Raw genomic sequence first — 19960 nt, 5'->3', positions numbered from 1 at the left:
ACGCCCCCCAGCAGTCGTTCCCTGCAAAACTTCTCAATTCCGGGTTTCGAAAACTCATTGAATCGAACCGCCCAAAGATGAAGAATGAGACCATGACGAGATCGTCCTTTTCCCTTTTCTGATGATTTCGTTTCCTGCCAGACCTGACATCCTGCCGCCTACGCGTCCCGTCCGACGTTCCTGGAGCAAGCAATTGAGTCGTTTCATCCCCAAACTCGTCCCGCTGTTTTGTCTGCTTGCGATGAGCGCAACCAGCTATGGTCAAGACGAAGTTGATTACGCTCGCGACATTCAGCCGCTGCTAGCGAAACGCTGTTACTCGTGCCACGGTCCCGGCGAAGGAGAGTCGGGTCTGCAGCTCGACACGCGCGAAGGGGCGATGGCCGAAGCCGACTCCGGCATGGCCGCGATCATTCCGGGCAAGCCGGACGAAAGCGAGCTGTTGCGCCGCATCATCGCGACCGATGATTCGGAACGTATGCCGCCGGAAGGCAAACCGCTGAAAGCGGAAGAAGTCGCCCTGATCCGTCAATGGATCGGCGAAGGCGCCAATTGGAAAAAGCATTGGGCGTTCGAAAAGCCGGAAGTGCAAACTCCGCCGGAAGTGGAGCACGCCGACTTGGTCGCCAATCCGATCGACAACTTTGTCCTGAAGCGTCTCGAAAAAAACGGCCTCGAGCCGAACGGCCGCGCCGATCGCCGCACGTTGATTCGCCGCGCTTACTACGACCTGATCGGCTTGCCGCCGACCTATGCCGAAATCGAAGCGTTCGTTGCGGACGAGTCGCCGGACGCCTACGAAAAGTTGGTCGATCGTTTGCTGGCGATGCCGCAGTATGGCGAACGTTGGGGCCGTCACTGGCTTGACCTGGTTCGCTTCGCCGAAACCAACAGCTTTGAACGTGACGGCGACAAGCCCGACGCTTGGAAATATCGCGACTACGTTATTCGCTCGCTCAACGAAGACAAACCGTACGATCAGTTTTTGATCGAACAGTTGGCCGGGGACGAACTGGCGAATGCGACCCCGGAATCGATCATCGCCACCGGTTATTACCGTCTCGGAGTCTGGGACGACGAACCGGCCGATCCGCTGCAGCACGAGTACGATCACTATGACGATTTGCTGAACACCACCGGTAAAGCGATGCTTGGTCTGACGATCAATTGCTCGCGTTGCCACGATCACAAGATCGACCCGATCCCGCAGACCGACTACTACAAGATGCTCGCGCTGATGCGCGACGTCGCGCCGTACGGTCGCCGAGGGGACATCTCGAACAGCCGTCGCGAAATCACCTCGGACGACGTTCGCAAACAGCACGAAGAAGCCGAACGCAAAATTGGCGAACTGCAAGGCCAAATGGACGACATCTATCGCCAGGTGGTCGATCAGCTTCCGGAAGGGGAACGCAAAGAGGCCCGCAATCCGAAGAAGCGTCGCGAGATCGAAAAGAAGATCGCCGAGATCCTTCCCGATCAAAGCAAGCAGTACGAAGAGCTGCGTAAAGAGCTGCAAGCGGCTCGTCAGCGGCAGGAAAAGCTGCCGCCGCGTCAGTTCGCGATGGCGATCAACAAGGCGCTCAATCCGCCGCCGTCGACGACCGTGATGATGCGTGGCAATCCGCACGTCCCCGGCGACGAAGTGGCGCCTGGCTTCCCGGAGATCTTTGAATCGCCGGAGCCGAAGATTGTTCCGCCGGCAAATGGTCAAACCTCGGGTCGTCGCTTGGCGCTGGCCAATTGGATCGCGTCGAAAGACAACATGCTGACGTCGCGGGTGATGGTCAATCGCTTGTGGCAGCATCACTTCGGCCGCGGCATCGTCCGCTCGACCGACAACTTCGGCCAGCTCGGCGATCAACCAACCCATCCGAAGCTGCTCGACTGGCTCGCGTTGGAATTCGCCAACAACGGCTGGAGCATGAAGCAGATCCACAAGCTGATCATGATGTCCAACACCTATCAGATGTCGTCGGCCGGTTCCCCGGAAGGCCTGGCGAAAGACCCCGCGAACAATCTGCTGTGGCGTCATGACATGCGTCGTCTGTCGGCCGAAGAAATCTACGATTCGCTGCTGGTCGCCAACGGCACCTTCAACGACAAGATGTTCGGCCCCAGCTACTACCCGAAGGTTTCGGACGAAGTGAAAGCGGGGCAGTCGCAGCCGGGCGCCGGTTGGCATGACTCGTCGGAAGACGAACGCAATCGCCGCGCGATTTACATCTTCGTCAAACGCTCGCTGATTCCGCCGATGCTCGCGAACTACGACTTCCCAGAAACCGACGCTCTTTGCCCGGAACGTTTTGCAACCACGCAACCGGCGCAAGCGCTCGGGATGCTCAACGGCGACTTCCTGAACGAACAAGCCAAGGAATTTGGCGATTCGCTCCGGAAGGAAGCCCCTGGCGATCTGCGACAGCAAATCGTCTTGTCAATCGAAAAAGGGCTGGGACGTGCGGCGACCGAAGCCGACATCCAAGCCGGCGAACAGCTGATCGCCAAACTGAAAGCAAAGCACTCATTGAGCGATGATCGTGCCCTCGATCTCTACTGCTTGATGGTGCTGAACTTGAACGAATTCATTTTTATCGACTAGCCAAACTGCGATCGTCGGCGGTCACTTCGACCGCGTAGTCAATCGCAGGAAGGGAGAGAAATACGATGGCCAATCATTCACACCACGGCGATTTTTGCGGACGAACCCGTCGCGAATTCCTTTGGGAAGCGGGGGGCAAGTTCACCGGGCTCGCGCTCACCGCGATGCTCGCGGGGGACGGCTTCCTGACCAGTCAGGCGCTCGGTTCCGAAGGCGAAAGTACGTTCAAGAATCCGCTGGCGGCCAAGCAGCCTCACTTCCCGGCCAAAGCGAAGAGCGTCATCTTCCTCTTCATGTACGGCGGGCCGAGCCACATCGACACGTTCGACTACAAGCCGAAACTCTATCCGCTCGACGGCAAGACCGTGCCGGTAAAAACCAAAGGCCGCGGCGGCGAAAAGAACGAGGGGCGCGTTGTCGGTCCGAAGTGGAACTTCAAGCAGTACGGCGAATCAGGCCAATGGGTCTCGGAACTGTTTCCGAACCTGGCGACCTGCGTTGACGACATCGCCTTTTTGAAGTCGATGACCGCCGAGTCGCCGATTCATGGTTCGGCGATGCTGAACATGAACTCCGGTCGCATTCTGAGCGGCTTCCCCTGCATGGGCTCGTGGGTCAACTACGGCTTGGGAAGCGTCAATGAAAATCTGCCGGGTCACGTCGTTATGCTCGATCCGACCGGCGGTCCGATCAGCGGCGCCAAGAACTGGTCGAGCGGCTTCATGCCGGCGACCTACCAAGGTTCGATCTTCCGTTCGAAGGGAGCGCCAATCATCGACCTGAAGCCGCCGCAAGGGATTACCCGCGACATGCAGCGCGACATCCTCGACACGCTGAAGGACTCGAACGATCGTCACCTGGCGTCTCGTATCGACAACTCGGACCTGGCGGCTCGCATCGCCAGCTATGAGCTTGCCTACAAGATGCAAGAATCGGCGCCGGAAGCGGTCGACTTCGCCGATGAGACCGAAGACACCCTGAAACTGTACGGCATGGACAATCCGCAGACCGAAGAATTCGGCCGTCGCTGCTTGATGGCGCGTCGTCTGGTTCAACGGGGCGTTCGCTTCGTCCAGCTTTACTCAGGCGGCCACCACAACGACAACAACTGGGACGCCCACGGCGACCTGGAAAAGAACCACAACTATCACGCAGGTCGCACCGACAAGCCGATCGCCGGCCTGTTGAAAGACCTGAAGCGCAACGGCCTGTTGGACGAAACGCTGGTGATCTGGGGTGGTGAGTTCGGACGTCAGCCGACGGCGGAGTACGCCGAAGGGACCGGCCGCGATCACAACTCGTATGGCTTCACCATGTGGATGGCCGGCGGTGGAATCAAGGGTGGACGTTCGGTCGGCGCCACCGACGAACTGGGCGCCGAAGCGGTCGAACGCCCGCTGAAGGTGAAAGATATGCACGCTACGGTGCTGCACCAATTGGGTCTCGACCCCAATCACCTCAGCTACTTCTATAGCGGCTTGGATCAGAAGCTGGTCGGCGTCGAACATGTCGACCCGATTCGCGAGATCATCTAGTCCAACACGACAATTCGACAATCGAAGAGAGCTGGCCCTCGGGCCGGCTCTTTTTTTTGCAAAACAGACCACATTTTTTGCAATTGCCCAGTTCCCCGCCCCTTGCCTGCGTCACTCCTCTCCCTTCATTCGCGGTAGAAATGCTAGAATCGGAGTTGCAACATGGGCGGAATGACTTTCGATTCAGGAGGCAGGACGATGGGGACCGTGGATCTTACCCCCTATGGCATCAGTGTCGCGGATGTACGCCGCAATCTAGCCCCTTCGCGGCTTTATGAAGAAGCGATTCGCAACGACGAAAAGGCGGCGATCGCCGATTCTGGGGCGCTAATCGCCTATTCGGGCGCCAAGACCGGGCGTTCCCCCAAAGACAAGCGAATCGTCCGAGCCGACGAATCGGCCGAACAGGTCTGGTGGGGTTCGATTAACATCCAGATCGACGAAGCGACCTACGAAATCAATCTCGAGCGGGCCAAGGACTATCTCAACACCCGAAAGGCGCTTTACGTCATCGATGCGTTCGCCGGTTGGGATCCGAAGTATCGGCTAAAAGTGCGCGTCATTTGTTCGCGCCCTTATCATGCCCTCTTCATGCACACCATGCTGATCCGGCCGACGCCGGAAGAGTTGGCCGAATTTGGCGATCCGGAAGTGGTGATCTACAACGCCGGGCAATTTCCGGCCAATCAACACACGCCGGGCATGACCTCGAAGACGAGCGTCGACGTCAGCCTCGAAAAGCGGGAAATGGTCATCCTGGGAACCGAATACGCCGGTGAAATGAAAAAAGGCGTCTTCACCATGATGAACTACTACATGCCGAAGTTGGGCGTGTTGTCGATGCACTGCTCGGCGACCACCGACCCGCACTCGGGACATAGCTCGGTGATGTTTGGGCTCTCCGGTACCGGCAAAACGACCCTCTCGGCCGATCCGAAACGCCTGCTGATTGGCGACGACGAACACTGCTGGTCGGACGACGGCATCTTCAACATCGAAGGGGGCTGCTACGCCAAAGCGATCGACCTGGCGCCTGATTCGGAGCCCGAAATCTTCCAGGCCCTCCGCTTCGGCGCGGTGCTCGAAAACGTGGTCTACGACGAAGACGATCACCATGTCGACTTCAGCAACACCAGCATCACGCAAAACACCCGCGGCGCCTATCCGATCGAGTTCATTCGCAACGCGAAGATCCCCTGCATCGCTGGCCATCCTGGCGACGTTATCTTTTTGACGTGCGATGCGTTCGGCGTGCTGCCTCCGGTCAGTCGTTTGACGCCGGAACAAGCGATGTATCACTTCATCAGCGGCTACACCGCCAAAGTCGCCGGAACCGAAATGGGCATCACCGAACCGCAGGCGACCTTCAGCCCTTGCTTCGGCGGTCCGTTCCTGGTCTGGCATCCCGGCAAATACGCGGAACTGCTCGCCGAAAAGATGGCGAAGCACAACGCAAAAGTCTGGCTGGTTAACACCGGCTGGGCCGGCGGCGGCTATGGCGTCGGATCTCGCTTTAAGCTCAGCTACACGCGGGCGATCATTGACGCGATCCATGCGGGTACGCTCAGCGACAGCAAGACCGAGACCGATCCTTTCTTCGGCCTGGAGATGATCACCGACGTCCCTGGCGTTCCGAGCGAATTGTTGGTCCCGAAAACCAGCTGGCCCAACCCGGAAGCCTATGCGGAGGCGGCCAAGAAACTAGCCACCCTGTTTACCGACAACTTCAAGAAGTATGCCGGCGGCGTGAGCGAAGCGGTCCTGAAAGCAGGTCCGAAGAGCTAGTCGAAACCGCAGCAAATAACTGCATGAAGGCCGCCGCGATGCTGGCGGCCTTTTGCTTGCGCTGTCAGGAAATTTCCGAGAAGAATTGATCAAACGGCATGGATCTTGCGACTCCTTCCGCCATGAGCAGCTCCACTGCGACAGACAAGATCGATATTGAATCGATCGTCGAGCAGGTCGTCGAACGACAACAAGCGGCGGCAGACGCCAGAGAGAGCGAACTGCGCCGCAGACGCAAAGCGTCGCGACGACGACGAGAACAGCGACAAGTGGTTCAATCAGTCGAAATCATCAAATGGTGCATGATCGGAAGCGTCTCCTTGTCGTTAATTAGCATGGCAGGGGTCATGTGGACCGCCTATCAAGCGAATCGCGCGGTCAATCTGGTCGAGCGGGAAATCGCCCATTTCCAACAGACGGTCTACCATCCGTTTGAAAGCGCTGCGGAAGCGCTCGGAAAGCAGATTGACGAGAAGTTCCAGTCCTACTTCGAAGAGAAGCCAACGCCAAACAACAAATAGCAGTTCACGATCGTAAAACGTTCAATCGCCTGGTTGTCGCGCGTTCGCGCTGGCGGGCAGGCGCTCAAAGCCAAGCGGCCTAAACGCATTTTCGTCGCTTGATCCGAAGGGAATTGCGCATGCGAAGTTCGTCGTTTCTTCGAGGCAAACGTCGATTTCTGATTTTGCCGAACAGATAGTCGGAATGTGGCACAGCAACTGCTATCTGGTTCTATCGAAGGTGAAGAATTGAAAGTTCATTCTCTTCGGTCAGCCTCGGATCGCCCCACCCCGTTACCGAGCCAACTGACGCAGCCGCGCAATCGCGGCTGATGGACTCGCCGTTCCCCCTGGTCGTTTGGTTCTGGAGATTGTGATGCCTGCAATGCCCCTGCTGTCGGCTGCGGATCGCTGCTTGGATCTGGCGAAGCGAGTACGACATGCGTTAGAGATGCTGGGATATCCCGACCTGAGCAAGATCACCTGCGAGGCTTCGGCCAGCGATGAGATAACGCTACGCGGTTCGACCAATTCGCTCTACTTGCGTCAAGCGGCGCACGCCGTAGCGCAACATGTTCCTGGAGTGCAGCGAGTGCGTAATCGCATCGTTGTGCTCGACACCGCACAGCCGGCTGCCTGATAAGTCGCCCCATCGGGTAGCCGTGTGAGGCTGGATGCATACCTGCAAATGCATCCAGCCTTTTTTTGCTTCTTGAACTCGAAGGAGCCGTCTTCTTTAAGGTTCCCACCACTTCGGACAATGGGCCGAGAGATTCATCGCTAGTCGCAGCACAACCGTAACGATTAGATAAGACGCGTAGATCATAAAGCCGACGATGAAGTCGACCTCGAAGCATCCCATCGCCGCACCCGCGCCAGCCGCGATGCAGATCGAGACCCAGAGCAGCAGATAGGGAAACTCATCTTCGTTGATGCCGATGTACGGAATGACAAACGCGTAGAGTCCCCACAAGACGGCGAACGCGACCGAGCAAAGCGCGACGCGAATCCAAAGGTCGGTCCCCTGGAACGGTTCCAGTTCGTCATTGCGCGTGAACCAATAGGCGCCATAGACGATTGGGAAGGCCAAGGCCAGCGAACCGATCACCAGGATCGGCGTCTTGGAATCGGCCTCCATCGGGCGAATTACAAAAAACGCCAGCGCCAAGATGACGATGGCCGAGACCAGCACGATCGCCAACACGGCTGGCGAGAACTTGGCGTCTTCCCGCTTGATCGGCTCAAAGACAAGTCGACCGGCGGTATCCTTCACGCCGCCGAACGATTCCTTCTCATGAATGACGACCTGTTCGTTGAGCGCCGGGACGCGAATCGTCTTTTTGCAGTTCGGACAGGGGCCCTCTTTGCCGGCGAATTTCTCGCTAACTTCGTACCGTTTGAAGCAATGGGGACAAGTAACGCGTATTTTGTTCATGAGGGAGGATATTCCGGTCGAGATAAGCAGAGAATTCGCTGCGTCTAGTTTGGCGCTCTTCGCCGGCCCGTCAAGCATTGGGGCGGCAAACAATTATGCAGCCTAACTAGAAAAACGAAGACAAGATAAAGTCGTGGCGCTTCTTCATAAATTTGCGTTACACACGCTTGCTACTAAACTAGAATATGCGGCCTGGAGCGGATAAGGATGCGCTGCCGCCATTGTTTGCGATGAGGTCTTCGTGTCGACGTCCAAAGAAAAAGATCTGGTCTTTCTCTGTCCGAACGGACACAAGCTCCACGCTCCGCGGAAGCTTCAGGGACAAGCGGGCCAGTGCCCTCATTGTAACGTGAAATTCCGGGTTCCGGTGGTCGATGGCGACGAAGCCAACGCCGGCGGCGATGCGTCGCGGCTCGATTCTTCGATCGACGTCCCCTCTTCGACCAACAAGCTGATCGGCCCCAGCCAAAGCAGCATTTTTGAGTCCTCCCCTACCGAAGTTGGGATCCGGGACGAAGCCGGCGCCTCGAATGTGCTGGGGCCCGGCGCTTCACGAGGATCGTCCCCCAGCGTCGTCCTGAACGGGCACAGTCGGCTTTTCCAGGAGTTCCTGCGGCTTTGGAGCCTCCGCCGGCCAGGCGCGACGGTCGAAATTCACCTACCGGAAGGGGAAATCTTCGTTCCTGAATATTTCTCCCCCTCCCGCTCGACCGCCGAATTCGGCTTTTTCGCCCGCAGTCCCAAATCGGGCGAATATGCCGTCAATCTGATCCCGTGGCAGTACGTCTGCCGGATCGTCCTCACCGGAATCAAAGAGCTTCCGAGCGATTTGACCAGCTAACGGCCGTTAATCGGCGGCGACTTGTGCGGTTAACCCCTTAACAGGTTGTACCTTGCGCTGCAGTATACTCCTGGGCGAAGATCGCCGGCCGCGGTAGAATGCGACCGCTGGCAGGACATGTGCGACGCGACCAAACGGACAGGCACAAGCGGGAAGATGCACTCAGATTCGACAATCCGCGTCGGCGCGGTCTCGTACTTGAATACCAAGCCGCTGGTCTACGGACTGGCCGCCGCCAACAGCGATATCGAGCTCGTCTTTGATCTGCCGAGCCGTCTGGCCGACCAATTGGCGGCCGGCGACCTCGACGTCGCCCTGATCCCGTCGGTCGAGTTTTTCCAGGATCCGAGCTATTCGATCGTCTCCGACGCGTGCATCGCTTGCCGCGGTCCGGTCTGGAGCGTCAAGCTCTTCTTCCGCAAACCTCCCGCCGAAGTGCGGACGTTGGCCTTGGACGAAGGGTCGCGGACCAGCGCCGCCCTCTCAAAAATCCTCCTTTCCGAACGTTTCGGCCTGATGCCGCAGACCGTTCCGCTGCCGATTGACTCCCGCTTCGATTCGGTCGACGCTGACGCGGTGCTGATCATCGGCGATCGGGCGATCCACGCACCGAGCGGCGAGTTTGTCGAGATCTGGGATCTCGGCCAGGTTTGGCGAGAGTGGTCAGGCAAGCCGTTTGTCTTCGCCGCTTGGGTCGCTCGCCCCGGTTTCGATACGCCGCAGATCGCCGCCGCGTTGTCGGCCGCTCGGGATGCCGGTCTTGCGCAGCTCGAGGAAATCGCCGCCGCCGAAGCTCCTCGGCATCGCCTGACGACTGAGCAGTGCTTAACATACCTGCGAGACAACTTACACTTTAACCTGGGGCCGGACGAAGAAAGCGGTTTGGCCCTATTTCACAGACACGCGGTGCAGCGAGGGCTGGCGCCGCCGAACGATCGATGGACGCGTCATGATTGCGAAGCTACTTGAGAAAGCGGTCGCCGGTGAACGTTTGACCCCGGCCGAAGGTTTGCAGTTGCTACAGTCGCACGACCTGGTCGCTTTAGGGCGAGCCGCGGACGCCGTGACGCGCCGTTTGCATCCCGAGAACTACCGCACCTACAACATCGATCGCAACGTCAACTACACCAACGTTTGCACGGCGGTCTGCGATTTCTGCGCGTTCTATCGCGGACCGAAAAGCGACGAAGGTTACGTCCTCTCGCAAGAGCAACTGATCGCCAAGGTTCAAGAGACGATCGAACTCGGCGGCGAGCAGATCTTGCTGCAAGGGGGACTTCACCCGCAGTTCAAGCTCGAGTGGTACGAAGAGATGCTCTCCGACTTGAAGCGTCGCTTCCCGAGCGTCAACCTTCACGCGTTCAGCCCGCCCGAGATCTATCACTTCACCAAGGTGAACAAGCTTCCGCTCCGCGAAGTCCTCTCGCGTCTCAAAGAAGCGGGGCTCGGCAGCTTGCCCGGCGGCGGCGCCGAGATCCTGGTCGATCGGGTCCGCAGCGAAATCACCCGCGGCAAAGTGATGACCGACGATTGGCTCGAAGTGATGCGTGTTTGGCACGAGTTGGGAGGCCGCAGTTCGGCCACCATGATGTTCGGCCATGTCGAAACGCTGGCAGAGCGGATCGAACATCTCGAACGTCTCCGCCAGCTGCAAGACGACACCGGCGGCTTCACCGCGTACATCTGCTGGACCTTCCAACCCGATCATACCGAGATGGCGCATATCGCACCTTCTGGTTCGTTTGAGTATCTCAAGACGCAAGCGGTCTCGCGGCTCTATCTCGACAACTTCGCCAACATCCAATCGAGCTGGGTCACCCAAGGCTTGAAGATGGGTCAGCTGGCGCTGCTGTACGGCGCCAACGACATGGGAAGTTTGATGATCGAGGAAAACGTCGTCGCCGAAGCCGGCACCGTCCACTACCTGACCCTCGATCAAATCCGCAACTCGATCAGCGAACTCGGCTTCACGCCGCGTCAACGAAACGTCCATTACGAATTGATCCCAGTCGAGCAAGAAGTGAAAGCGATCGAAGCGAACCGCCTCCGCGATCAGCAGTTGCTACAGCTCGCGTAAAGCGTCCAACACTAGCCCGCAGCGCGAGCGAGGGAATGTGTAGGGATCAATGACTAATCATGGAGCACTAGTCATTCGCGTTTCGTTCTTCATTAGACATTAGGCCTTAGGCATTAGTCATTCACTGGCGACCGCATTCCCTCGCTTGCGCTGCGGGCTAGTGTGACGTTCACCCGACTTCGCGAACCTTTCTCTCCCTTCGCGCCTCTTTGCGGCTGTAACGCTCAATCACCCCAACCAGTCGGGAGTCGCTTGCAAACATGCCCAATGAGTGGATCAAACCGGAGCATTCGCTCGCCTATTTGCGGCGAGCCAAACGTCAGACGCAGCGGCAAATGGGGGACGAGACGCTGCTGGCCGAGTTGCCGAGCGACACGCGTCGCGTCTTGGATCTGGGCTGCGGCGCCGGGCACTTGCTCGGCTTGGTATTGGAACGTTATCCGGAAGCGACCGGCATTGGGCTCGACTTCTCCGCGACGATGCTCGATCAGGCCCGCGAGCGATTCAGCGCCGACAAGCGAGTCGAATTGATCGAGCGCAGTCTCGACGCTTCCCTTCCCGAGCTCGGCCCCTTCGACGCGATCGTCTCCAGCTTTGCGATTCATCACTGTAGCGATGTCCGAAAGCGAGCGATCTATCACGAAGCGTTCGCCCAACTCCGCCCCGGCGGCGTCTTCTGCAACTTGGAGCATGTCGCCTCTCCTAGCAGCGCGATGCACGAAAAATTCTTAAGCGAACTCGACATCCCGCTCGCAGAAGACGATCCTTCCAACCAACTGCTCGACATCCCAACGCAATTGCAGTGGCTCCGGGAAATCGGCTACGAGGAAGTCGACTGCTACTGGAAGTGGCGCGAAATGGCGCTGCTAATCGGCAAACGCCCCGAATAGTAGCCCGCAGCGCCGCGGGCAACCAGGCACCCACATTTTGAGGGGGCATCCACCAGAATCTCGACCATTTAGGCGTGCAACAAACTTCGCCAGGCGGTCGCTGAACGGAAGATTTAAGTTGCAATCGCCGCGGCAATCCTGGATAACAAAGGGGATTCAGATATCACGAGACATCGTCACATCCCTTCCCCGCTCCATTTCCTGCCTGGAGAACTGCAATGAAGTCGCCGCTGCGTCTGTTGTCGCTCCTTGTCGTCGGTTGCCTGATCGTATCGCCTGCCTTGGCCGGTGAGTTCCGGTTGACGACGTTCGCTGTCGACGCTTCTCCGGCGGTCGGTTCGCCGCTCGCTTATGATCCGACGAAGGAGGTGACCTGGCCGCTTAGTTGTCGCGGAGCGGTGCTATTGGGCGCCGACAAGCCAATTGTTCTTTGTGCGGTCGACTGGATTGGGATCGGCAATGATTCGAATCGCTTGTTTCGCCAGAAGCTGGCCGATGCGACCGGCACGACCATCGATCGGGTCGCGGTCCATACCCTGCATCAGCATGACGCGCCGCGCTGCGATCTTGGTTCCGCCGCGATCTTGGCGAAGTACAACGCTGAGAAATTGCACTACGACGTCGAGTTCCTGCATGACGTGATCGACCGGGCAGCCGTCGCTGCCGGCAAGTCGCTCGAATCGACGACGCCGATCACCAGCATCGCGATCGGCTCGGCCGAGGTGAAGGAAGTGGCGTCGAATCGCCGCATGCTCGACGCCGAAGGGAAAGTCGCGATCACTCGCTACACCGCTTGTAAAGATCCAAAGATCCGCGATCTGCCGGTCGGCGTGATCGATCCAATGTTGCGTCTGGTCACGTTCTATAACGGCGATAAGCCGGTCGCCGTGATCACCGCCTACGCCACCCATCCGCAAAGCTTCTATCGAACCGGCGGCGCCAATCCCGACTTCCCCGGAATGGCCCGCGACATGCGCCAAAAGGAAACCGGGATCTTCCATCTCCACTTCAACGGAGCAGGCGGCAACGTCGGCGCCGGCAAGTACAACGACGGCTCGCATGAAAACCGTCAGGTCTTGGCCGACAAAGTCGCCAACGCCATGAATCGCGCCTGGGAATCGCAAGAGAAGACGCCGATCACCGCGGCCGACGTCGCTTGGAAGAGCGTCGGCGTGCAGCTTCCGGCCGCTCCGCATTTGGATGGCGAAGCGCTCGCGAAGGAAGTCGCCAGCGATGCGACGCCGCAGGCGCTGCGTGTGCATGCGGCCGACAAGCTCTCGTTCTATAACAGCCTGAAAGCAGGCGAGAAAATCAACATCGGCTGCTTGAGCCTGGGCGATACGCGGGTCTTGTTTTTGCCCGGCGAGCTGTTTGTCGAATACCAGTTGGCCGCTCAGCATATGCGGCCGGATAAAAACGTACTTATGGCCGCCTATGGCGATTATGGTCCGTTCTACATCGGTACCCGCGTCGCCTACTGGCAAGGGGGCTACGAAACGAGCGAACGGGCAACCAACGTTTCGCCCGAGGTCGAACAAGTCTTAACGACGGCGATCGCGACGCTGCTGGAAGTTCCCGATACCAAAGTGCGTCCCAATGATTTCACCGACACAATCGGCCCAGGATTGCCCAAATAACCGCAACAAGCGGCGGAACAGATAAGAGGCGAAAAGACCGCTCGACAACCTTTGTTGGGCGGTCTTTTTCCGTTTCTTGCGGTCGAAAGAGGGCTGGGCGCCGTTGCCACGTCTTCGTCGACGCAGAACCATCACAAAATGTTAATTTGCGTCAACCTGATAGTAGTTTTCTTGCATCACATCGACCGTATTAAATCTTTGCCAAGTTCGGGCAGTATTTCCTCTCTTTGCGCTTTTGAATCCGGTATTCTTACAGTAGGCCAGCGGTAAATCTCCTTTTGGGAGAACGACCAAATTAGTCGCTTCAATGGGGCAACTCGCGTACCACGACGATTTCCCCCAACTCTTCTTTACATAACGAATTGGAATGGAGGTGCGTACATGACCCGATCCGCACGAATTCTGCTTGCGCTGCTTCTTCTTTCCACTCCCGTATACGCCCAAGATGCGGCGCCGACCGCGAAGCCGGCGACCGAAGCGGCCAAACCCGACAAGCCAGCCGACGCCGCCAGCGCGGAAGTTGCAGAAAAGGCGCCTGTCAGCGAAGACGAGACGGCCATCCTGGCCGCGATCGAGTCGTACGTGATTGCGTTCAATAAAGGGGACGCCGCCACGCTCGCTTCGCACTGGACGCCGGAGGGGGTCTTCACCACGCCGTCCGGCGAAACGCTCAAAGGTCGCAAAGCGCTGACCGACAGCTTCGCCGCCTACTTCAGCGAAAACAAAGAGGCGAAGATCGAACTGCTGGAAACGGCGGTCAGTCTCGTTTCACCGAGCGTCGCCAACGAAGTGGGTATCGCTCGCGTGATCGTTCCCGGCGGCGAACCGACCGACACGACCTACGCCGCGATCCACGTCAAAACGTCGGAAGGGTGGAAGATCGACAGCATCGCCGAACAAGAGCCGGAAGAGCTCGCTCCAACCCACTACGATCAACTGAAAGAGTTGGAATGGATGGTCGGTCAGTGGGTCGACGCCGACGAGAATTCGTCGATCGAGTCGACGACCCAGTGGACGAAGAATCGCAACTTCATCACCACGTCGTTCAAAGTCACGATTGAAGGCGTCGTCGAGTTTGAAGGGACGCAGATCATCGGCTGGGATCCGTATGCACAGACGATTCGCTCGTGGCTGTTTGATTCGGACGGCGGTTTCGGAGCCGGTCGCTGGACCAACCAGGGAGATCGTTGGACGGTGCAAACGATCAACGTTCTGTCCGACGGACGCCGCGGCACGGCGACCAACATTTACGAAAAGATCGACGAGAACACGATGCGGTTCGAGTCAATTGGTCGCCAGGTCGATGGCGAACTGATGCCCAGTATTGAACCGGTTACCGTCACCCGCGTCGTTGAGTAATCCTGTAGCAGGAAGTCTCCGTCGCGCAGTTTCATTCATACATCCAACAGGAACTTTCCCCATGTCTTTGAAATATGCAATCGGCGTCGCCATCGTCTTGGCGGCATCCCTTTCGGTAACGGACGCGTGGGCCCGCGGCGGTCGCGCCGGCGGGGGCGGAGGTGGCGGTCGCCCCGGAGGTGGAGGAGGCGGCGGCATCTCGCGTCCAAGCGGCGGAGGAGGCGGAGTCTCCCGTCCCAGCGCCGCGTCGCGCACTCCTTCGATGAGTCGCCCGACTGCGTCGAAACCGAACATTTCTCGTCCGACCGCATCGACCAGTCGCCCGAACGTTTCGCGTCCGACCGCTTCCACCCCCAGCGTCTCGCGCCCGAACGTCTCGAAACCGGACCTGGCGAATCGTCCGAGCGTCAATCGACCTTCGACCGGCGGCAACACGCCGAACATTTCGAGGCCCGATCTCTCGAATCGGCCGAACATCAACCGTCCCAGCACCGGCGGAAATACGCCGAACATCTCGCGGCCTGACCTCGCGAATCGCCCCGGCGGCAGCGGCGATAGCCCCAGTTTCAACAAGCCTGACTTTTCCAATCGGCCGGACTTAAATCGCCCCGGCGCCGGCAGCGGCAATCGCCCTGATCTGTTGAACCGTCCGAATCTGTCGAATCGCCCCTCAGGCGACGACTTGAAGAACTTCCTCGACTTGCCGGGGACCGGCTCCGGCAATCGCCCCGGATCAGGCAATCGACCAGACTTTGCCAATCGCCCCAACATCGGCGATAAGACGAACATAGGCGACCGCGTGAACATCGGCGGCGGCGATCGAACGAATATCGGCGGAGATCGCGTCAACATTGGAGGCGGCGACCGGACGAACATCAACATCGGCGGCGGCAACAACGTCAACATTGGCAACCGCCAGAACAACATCAATTCGATCCGCAATAACTGGGCGAACTTCGACAATCGCCACATCGGCGATCGTCCGTTCGGCCACGACTGGTGGGGTAATCCCTACTTCCACAACAATCCGGCTTGGCGCTGGCAAGCCGGTTGGAATCGTTACCCCGGCAACTGGTGCTGGCGAACCGCCGCTTGGGCGTCGTTCGGCACCTGGTTCGCTTGGAACTGGGCGCAGCCGGTCGTCTATGACTACGGCTCGAACGTCGTTTATCGCGACAACTACGTTTACATCAACGACCAGCAAACCGTTACTACCGAGCAGTACTATCAACAGGCCGAGACGATCGCCGCGAGCGTCCCGCAAGACGCCGATCCGGAAAAGATCGAATGGATGCCGCTGGGCGTCTTCGCGATCGCCGAACAGAATGCGACCGACACCGGTATGTTGATCCAACTGGCGGTCAGCAAAGATGGCATCATCGCCGGCACGTTTTACAACGACGCGACCGACTCTGGCCGTCCGCTGCAAGGAATGGTCGAAAAAGATACGCAGCGGGCCGCATGGAAGTTTGCTGACGACAAAAATCCGGAAGTCGTCATGGAGACGGCGATCTACAACCTGACCCAGGATGAAGCGACGGCGCTGGTTCACTACGGCCAAGACCGGACCGAAACCTGGCTGATGGTTCGCTTGCCGGAACCAAGTTCCGACAGCACGACGAAGTAACCTTCCGCTACGGCTGATCCACAACGCAGGGTCCGGCGATTTCCTCGGAAGTCGCCGGATCTTTTTTTCTACTCGGCAAAAACCGCGTCTTGCGCAATTGGGATATTTTATTGCGCATCCTTCACTTGGGGTTCGCCCACCGCCAGCCTACCATCGAAGCTAGTCCTTCCTCTTTTTTCCGCCAACTTCCGATCAGGGCGAATTGCATGACGCCGCAGCTTCGCACTCCCGCCTGTTTGTTCCTGCTGCTGACCTTCGCCGTCACGTCTCCGCTAAGGGCCAAGCCGCCGGAGGACCCCAAGCAAGTCGAAAAGGAACTGGCCGAAACGCTGCTGCCGGCGATCAAACGGCATCGGGGGGAAGCGGCAGTCTTGCTGAAACACCTGCCAAGCGGCGCCACGTTCGCTTACGAGGCCGATCGCCCGCAAGCGACCGCCAGCCTGATCAAGCTGCCGCTGCTGATGGCGCTCTACAAAGCGGTTGACGAGAAACAGGTTTCGCTCGACACGCTGGTCGAAATGAAAAAGGAAGACCAGGTCCCCGGATCCGGCATCCTGACCGGGCACTTTTCACCTGGCCTGAAACTGTCAGTCCATGACGCCGCCCACCTGATGATCACCTACTCTGACAACACGGCGACCAACCTGGTGATCGATCAGGTCGGACTACCGGCGACGCGTGAGTTGATGAAAGAGCTCGCCTGCCCCAGCACGCAGCTCAACTCGAAGGTCTACCGCCGCGATACGTCGATCGACTTGGCGAGCAGTCAAAAGTACGGTCTCGGCGTCACCTCGTGTCGCGACATGGTTCACATGCTCGAAATGCTGCATGCCGGGAAATTCATTGACGACGCGACTTCCAAGGAAATCGTCGCCCATCTCGCCTTCGGCGACGACAAGTCGAAGGTGACCCGCTATCTCCCTCCCGGCATTAAACCTGCCCACAAGACCGGCGGAGTGAGCGACGTCCGAACCGACGCCGGCATCATTCCGCTTCCCGAAGGAGTCCTCCTCTTCAGCGTCCTGACGCAAAAGAACGAGGACCATAGCTTCGGCGACAAGAACGAGGCGGAACTGCTCGCCGCCGAAATCGGCCAAGTCGCTTATCACTACTTCGCCGACGGCACGATCGCCCCACCTTCGCCAACCACCAACACGTTGGCGCTTGGCGCCGAAGGAGACCTGGTCGAATCGCTGCAGCGAACCCTCAACGCGCGGATGGAACCTTCGCCGCAGTTGCAAGTCGACGGCGACTTTGGACCGAACACTGAATCGGCCCTTCTTCGCTTTCAAACCGCGAAGGGACTCACGGCCAACGGGATCGTCGACAAGAGCGTCTGGAAGGCGCTCGGTCCACTGGTGACCGAAGACGAAGCGGTCGCCGATGTCGCGACGATCAACAGCGCCGTCACCGAAAAAACGCCGGCTGATTCGCTCGAAGGTATTCCCTTCGTCACCGCCAAGGCCTGGACCGTCGTTGATTTCGACAGCGGCGTCGCACTCGGCGGCGAAAATGCGGAGACCGTTCGTGATCCGGCCAGCGTCACGAAGATCATGACGGCCCATCTCGTTCTGCAATTGGCCGAAAAGTCGCCGGAAGTGCTCGACGAAATCGTCACCTTCAGCGAGCGAGCCGACAAAACGCCTGGGTCGACGTCCGGGCTGAAGGCAGGCGAACAAGTTTCGGTCAGCGAACTGCTGTACGGCCTGATGCTGCCGTCGGGCAATGACGCGTCAGTCGCCTTCGCGGAGCACTTCGGCGATCGCCTTTCTCCCGATCCGGAGAAAAAAGGGCACGACGGTTTCGTCGCTGCGATGAACGAGAAAGCGAAGTCGCTTGGCATGACGAAAACTGGTTACGCCAATCCGCACGGACTGACCGCCGAAGGTCACGTCACCACCGCAGCCGATATGGCGAAGCTCGCCCGGGCTGCGATGCAGTCAGAACGTTTTCGTGAAATCGTCGCCACGCCGCAGCGTGCGACCACGGTTCAGTCGAAGTCAGGCTACGAGCGGAACGTCCTCTGGCGGAATACGAATCAACTCCTCGATCAGCAGGGATACTTCGGCGTGAAGACCGGCACCACTGGTCCGGCCGGGGCCTGCTTGGTCTCTTGCTGTGAGCGCGACGGGAAGCAACTGTTGATGGTGGTGCTCGGGTCGAGTTCGACCGAGGCCCGCTACGCCGACACGCGGAATCTCTACCGCTGGATCTGGAAACAACTCGCGGACCAGTCCGCCCAAAAATCGAAGGCAATCGGCGGCTAATCGCCGTCACATTCTTCACGGAAGCGAAATCGAGCATGCACTACGACCGAATTCAATGGCTGGCCGCCGCAATCGTAACGTTGGCCGCCGCTCCGATCATGGCCGAAGATTCGAAGATTCAGCCGACTCCTCCCAAGTCGCGCGGCGAAATCGTTCTGACCGACGAAGCGAAGAATCTGCACGAGTCGCTGCTCATGATCGACGGGCACAACGATCTGCCGTGGGAGATTCGGACCAAGGGTTCCAGCGATTTCAGCAAGCTCGACATCAGCCAACCGCAGCCCAAACTGCAAACCGACATTCCCCGGCTTCGCGAAGGGGGCGTCGGCGCCCAGTTCTGGTCGGTCTGGGTTCCGGTGCAAACCGGTTACGATGGCACGGCGCTCCTCTCGACGCTGGAACAGATCGAACTGGTTAAAGCGATGATCAAACAATATCCCGAGGTCATGGAGTTGGCCCTGACGGTCGATGACATCGAGCGGATCTCGAAGCAAGGCAAGATCGCGTCGCTGATCGGCATGGAAGGGGGACACTGCATCGAAGATTCGATCGGCAACCTCGAACGCTTGTACGGGCTCGGCGCACGTTACATGACGCTGACCCACAGTGCGAGTCTCAGCTGGGCCGATTCCTGCACCGGCGAGAAGATCAGCGGCGGGCTCAGCCCGTTCGGCGTCCATGTCGTCGAAACGATGAACCGCCTGGGGATGATGGTTGACCTGTCGCACGTCTCGCCGGCGACAGCGCACGCGGCGCTCGACGTCAGCAAGGCGCCGGTAATGTTCTCTCACTCGTCAGCCAAAACGATAGCCGACTCTCCGCGTAACGTTCCGGACGACGTTCTGAAGCGCGTCGCCGAAAACGACGGCGTCGTGATGGTCAACTTCTTTTCGGCCTTCATCGTGCCGAAAGCGGTCGCGACCTACGAAGAGACGAAGGTGGTCGAAAAAGAGCTGACCGAAAAGCATGGCAAAGACGAAGCGGCGATTCTGTTGCAACGCTGGAAAGCCCAGCACCCGCTCGAGCCGGGCGACATCCATGACCTGCTCGACCATATTGATCACATCGCCAAAGTCGCCGGTTGGCGGCACGTTGGAATCGGTTCCGACTACGACGGCGTCACGCTGCTGCCGAAAGGACTGGAAGACGTCAGCCGCTATCCCTACATCACGCAAGGCTTGCTCGATCGCGGCTACACGCCGGAGCAGATCGAAGCGATCATGGGCGGGAATTTACTGCGGGTGATGCGAAAGGTGGAAGAGACCGCGAAGTCGCTGCAGAAGGAACCGGCGGCGGCGAAGTAGAGATTGCTAAACGTCGACTCAACACAACACTAGCCCGAAGCGCAAGCGAGGGAATGTGGTCGGCCAGCCGAATCGATTTCGCCAACTTCCGTGATTGCAACTTC

The 19960-nt window shown here is 58.8% G+C and carries 15 protein-coding genes; 14 read left to right on the top strand and 1 reads right to left on the bottom strand.

Annotated features, from left to right (window positions below):
• Positions 1-193: 193 nt before the first annotated feature.
• From LOC68_RS06765 to LOC68_RS06745, 5 genes are all read left to right on the top strand, one after another.
• The gene (locus LOC68_RS06765; RefSeq protein ID WP_230217034.1) at positions 194-2599 is read left to right on the top strand and encodes a PSD1 and planctomycete cytochrome C domain-containing protein; all 2406 of its coding nucleotides are present in this window, start codon (positions 194-196) and stop codon (positions 2597-2599) included.
• A gap of 65 nt (positions 2600-2664) precedes the next feature.
• On the top strand, positions 2665-4134 hold the full coding sequence (locus tag LOC68_RS06760; RefSeq protein WP_230217032.1) for a DUF1501 domain-containing protein: 1470 nt from the start codon (positions 2665-2667) through the stop codon (positions 4132-4134).
• A 198-nt stretch (positions 4135-4332) separates the two neighbouring features.
• Entirely contained in the window at positions 4333-5919 is a 1587-nt protein-coding gene (gene pckA, locus LOC68_RS06755; RefSeq protein ID WP_230217030.1) for a phosphoenolpyruvate carboxykinase (ATP), read from the top strand.
• Positions 5920-6041: 122 nt separating this feature from the next.
• A complete protein-coding gene (locus LOC68_RS06750; protein WP_230217028.1) occupies positions 6042-6440 on the top strand; it encodes a hypothetical protein in 399 nt (132 codons plus the stop codon).
• 355 nt (positions 6441-6795) lie between these two features.
• Complete coding sequence (locus LOC68_RS06745; RefSeq protein ID WP_230217026.1) at positions 6796-7059, top strand: BON domain-containing protein; 264 nt, start codon at positions 6796-6798, stop codon at positions 7057-7059.
• 96 nt (positions 7060-7155) lie between these two features.
• Here the strand turns inward: LOC68_RS06745 and LOC68_RS06740 are convergent, their stop codons facing one another.
• Positions 7156-7854: a zinc-ribbon domain-containing protein gene (locus LOC68_RS06740; RefSeq protein WP_230217025.1), complete on the bottom strand. Its 699-nt coding sequence runs from the start codon at positions 7852-7854 to the stop codon at positions 7156-7158.
• A gap of 241 nt (positions 7855-8095) precedes the next feature.
• On the opposite strand from LOC68_RS06740, the gene LOC68_RS06735 reads away from it, so the two are divergent.
• The 9 genes from LOC68_RS06735 to LOC68_RS06695 all read left to right on the top strand — a co-directional run bounded on the left by LOC68_RS06735 (position 8096) and on the right by LOC68_RS06695 (position 19856).
• Positions 8096-8695, top strand: a complete 600-nt coding sequence (locus LOC68_RS06735; RefSeq protein ID WP_230217023.1) for a hypothetical protein — start codon at positions 8096-8098, stop codon at positions 8693-8695.
• Positions 8696-8851: 156 nt separating this feature from the next.
• Positions 8852-9664 carry a menaquinone biosynthetic enzyme MqnA/MqnD family protein gene (locus tag LOC68_RS06730; protein WP_230217021.1) on the top strand — a complete coding sequence of 271 codons (813 nt, stop codon included), beginning with the start codon at positions 8852-8854 and terminating at the stop codon, positions 9662-9664.
• On the top strand, positions 9645-10772 hold the full coding sequence (mqnC, locus tag LOC68_RS06725) for a cyclic dehypoxanthinyl futalosine synthase (RefSeq protein ID WP_230217019.1): 1128 nt from the start codon (positions 9645-9647) through the stop codon (positions 10770-10772). Before LOC68_RS06730 ends, mqnC begins: the two co-directional genes overlap by 20 nt.
• Positions 10773-11032: 260 nt before the next feature.
• On the top strand, positions 11033-11662 hold the full coding sequence (locus LOC68_RS06720; protein WP_230217017.1) for a class I SAM-dependent methyltransferase: 630 nt from the start codon (positions 11033-11035) through the stop codon (positions 11660-11662).
• A gap of 218 nt (positions 11663-11880) precedes the next feature.
• The gene (locus LOC68_RS06715; protein WP_230217016.1) at positions 11881-13299 is read left to right on the top strand and encodes a hypothetical protein; all 1419 of its coding nucleotides are present in this window, start codon (positions 11881-11883) and stop codon (positions 13297-13299) included.
• A gap of 381 nt (positions 13300-13680) precedes the next feature.
• A complete protein-coding gene (locus LOC68_RS06710; RefSeq protein ID WP_230217015.1) occupies positions 13681-14658 on the top strand; it encodes a YybH family protein in 978 nt (325 codons plus the stop codon).
• 61 nt (positions 14659-14719) lie between these two features.
• Positions 14720-16285 (top strand): hypothetical protein, encoded by a 1566-nt coding sequence (locus LOC68_RS06705; RefSeq protein WP_230217014.1) that lies wholly within the window; start codon positions 14720-14722, stop codon positions 16283-16285.
• Positions 16286-16491: 206 nt separating this feature from the next.
• Complete coding sequence (locus tag LOC68_RS06700; protein ID WP_230217013.1) at positions 16492-18552, top strand: serine hydrolase; 2061 nt, start codon at positions 16492-16494, stop codon at positions 18550-18552.
• A 35-nt stretch (positions 18553-18587) separates the two neighbouring features.
• Positions 18588-19856, top strand: coding sequence for a dipeptidase (locus LOC68_RS06695; protein WP_230217012.1), 1269 nt, complete (start codon positions 18588-18590; stop codon positions 19854-19856).
• The last annotated feature ends 104 nt before the right edge of the window (positions 19857-19960 follow it).

This window comes from Blastopirellula sediminis (assembly GCF_020966755.1).
Classification (GTDB): domain Bacteria; phylum Planctomycetota; class Planctomycetia; order Pirellulales; family Pirellulaceae; genus Blastopirellula; species Blastopirellula sediminis.
Note: the sequence above shows the minus strand (reverse complement) of the source record. Positions and strands in the feature narration are given on the sequence as shown.

Excerpts from the sequence above, each read along its gene's own strand:
- LOC68_RS06760 (WP_230217032.1), top strand. The coding sequence starts at position 2,665 with ATGGCCAATCATTCACACCACGGCGATTTTTGCGGACGAACCCGTCGC.
- pckA (WP_230217030.1), top strand. The coding sequence starts at position 4,333 with ATGGGGACCGTGGATCTTACCCCCTATGGCATCAGTGTCGCGGATGTA.
- LOC68_RS06750 (WP_230217028.1), top strand. The coding sequence starts at position 6,042 with ATGAGCAGCTCCACTGCGACAGACAAGATCGATATTGAATCGATCGTC.
- LOC68_RS06745 (WP_230217026.1), top strand. The coding sequence starts at position 6,796 with ATGCCTGCAATGCCCCTGCTGTCGGCTGCGGATCGCTGCTTGGATCTG.
- LOC68_RS06740 (WP_230217025.1), bottom strand. The coding sequence starts at position 7,854 with ATGAACAAAATACGCGTTACTTGTCCCCATTGCTTCAAACGGTACGAA.
- LOC68_RS06730 (WP_230217021.1), top strand. The coding sequence starts at position 8,852 with ATGCACTCAGATTCGACAATCCGCGTCGGCGCGGTCTCGTACTTGAAT.
- mqnC (WP_230217019.1), top strand. The coding sequence starts at position 9,645 with ATGATTGCGAAGCTACTTGAGAAAGCGGTCGCCGGTGAACGTTTGACC.
- LOC68_RS06720 (WP_230217017.1), top strand. The coding sequence starts at position 11,033 with ATGCCCAATGAGTGGATCAAACCGGAGCATTCGCTCGCCTATTTGCGG.
- LOC68_RS06715 (WP_230217016.1), top strand. The coding sequence starts at position 11,881 with ATGAAGTCGCCGCTGCGTCTGTTGTCGCTCCTTGTCGTCGGTTGCCTG.
- LOC68_RS06710 (WP_230217015.1), top strand. The coding sequence starts at position 13,681 with ATGACCCGATCCGCACGAATTCTGCTTGCGCTGCTTCTTCTTTCCACT.
- LOC68_RS06705 (WP_230217014.1), top strand. The coding sequence starts at position 14,720 with ATGTCTTTGAAATATGCAATCGGCGTCGCCATCGTCTTGGCGGCATCC.
- LOC68_RS06700 (WP_230217013.1), top strand. The coding sequence starts at position 16,492 with ATGACGCCGCAGCTTCGCACTCCCGCCTGTTTGTTCCTGCTGCTGACC.
- LOC68_RS06695 (WP_230217012.1), top strand. The coding sequence starts at position 18,588 with ATGCACTACGACCGAATTCAATGGCTGGCCGCCGCAATCGTAACGTTG.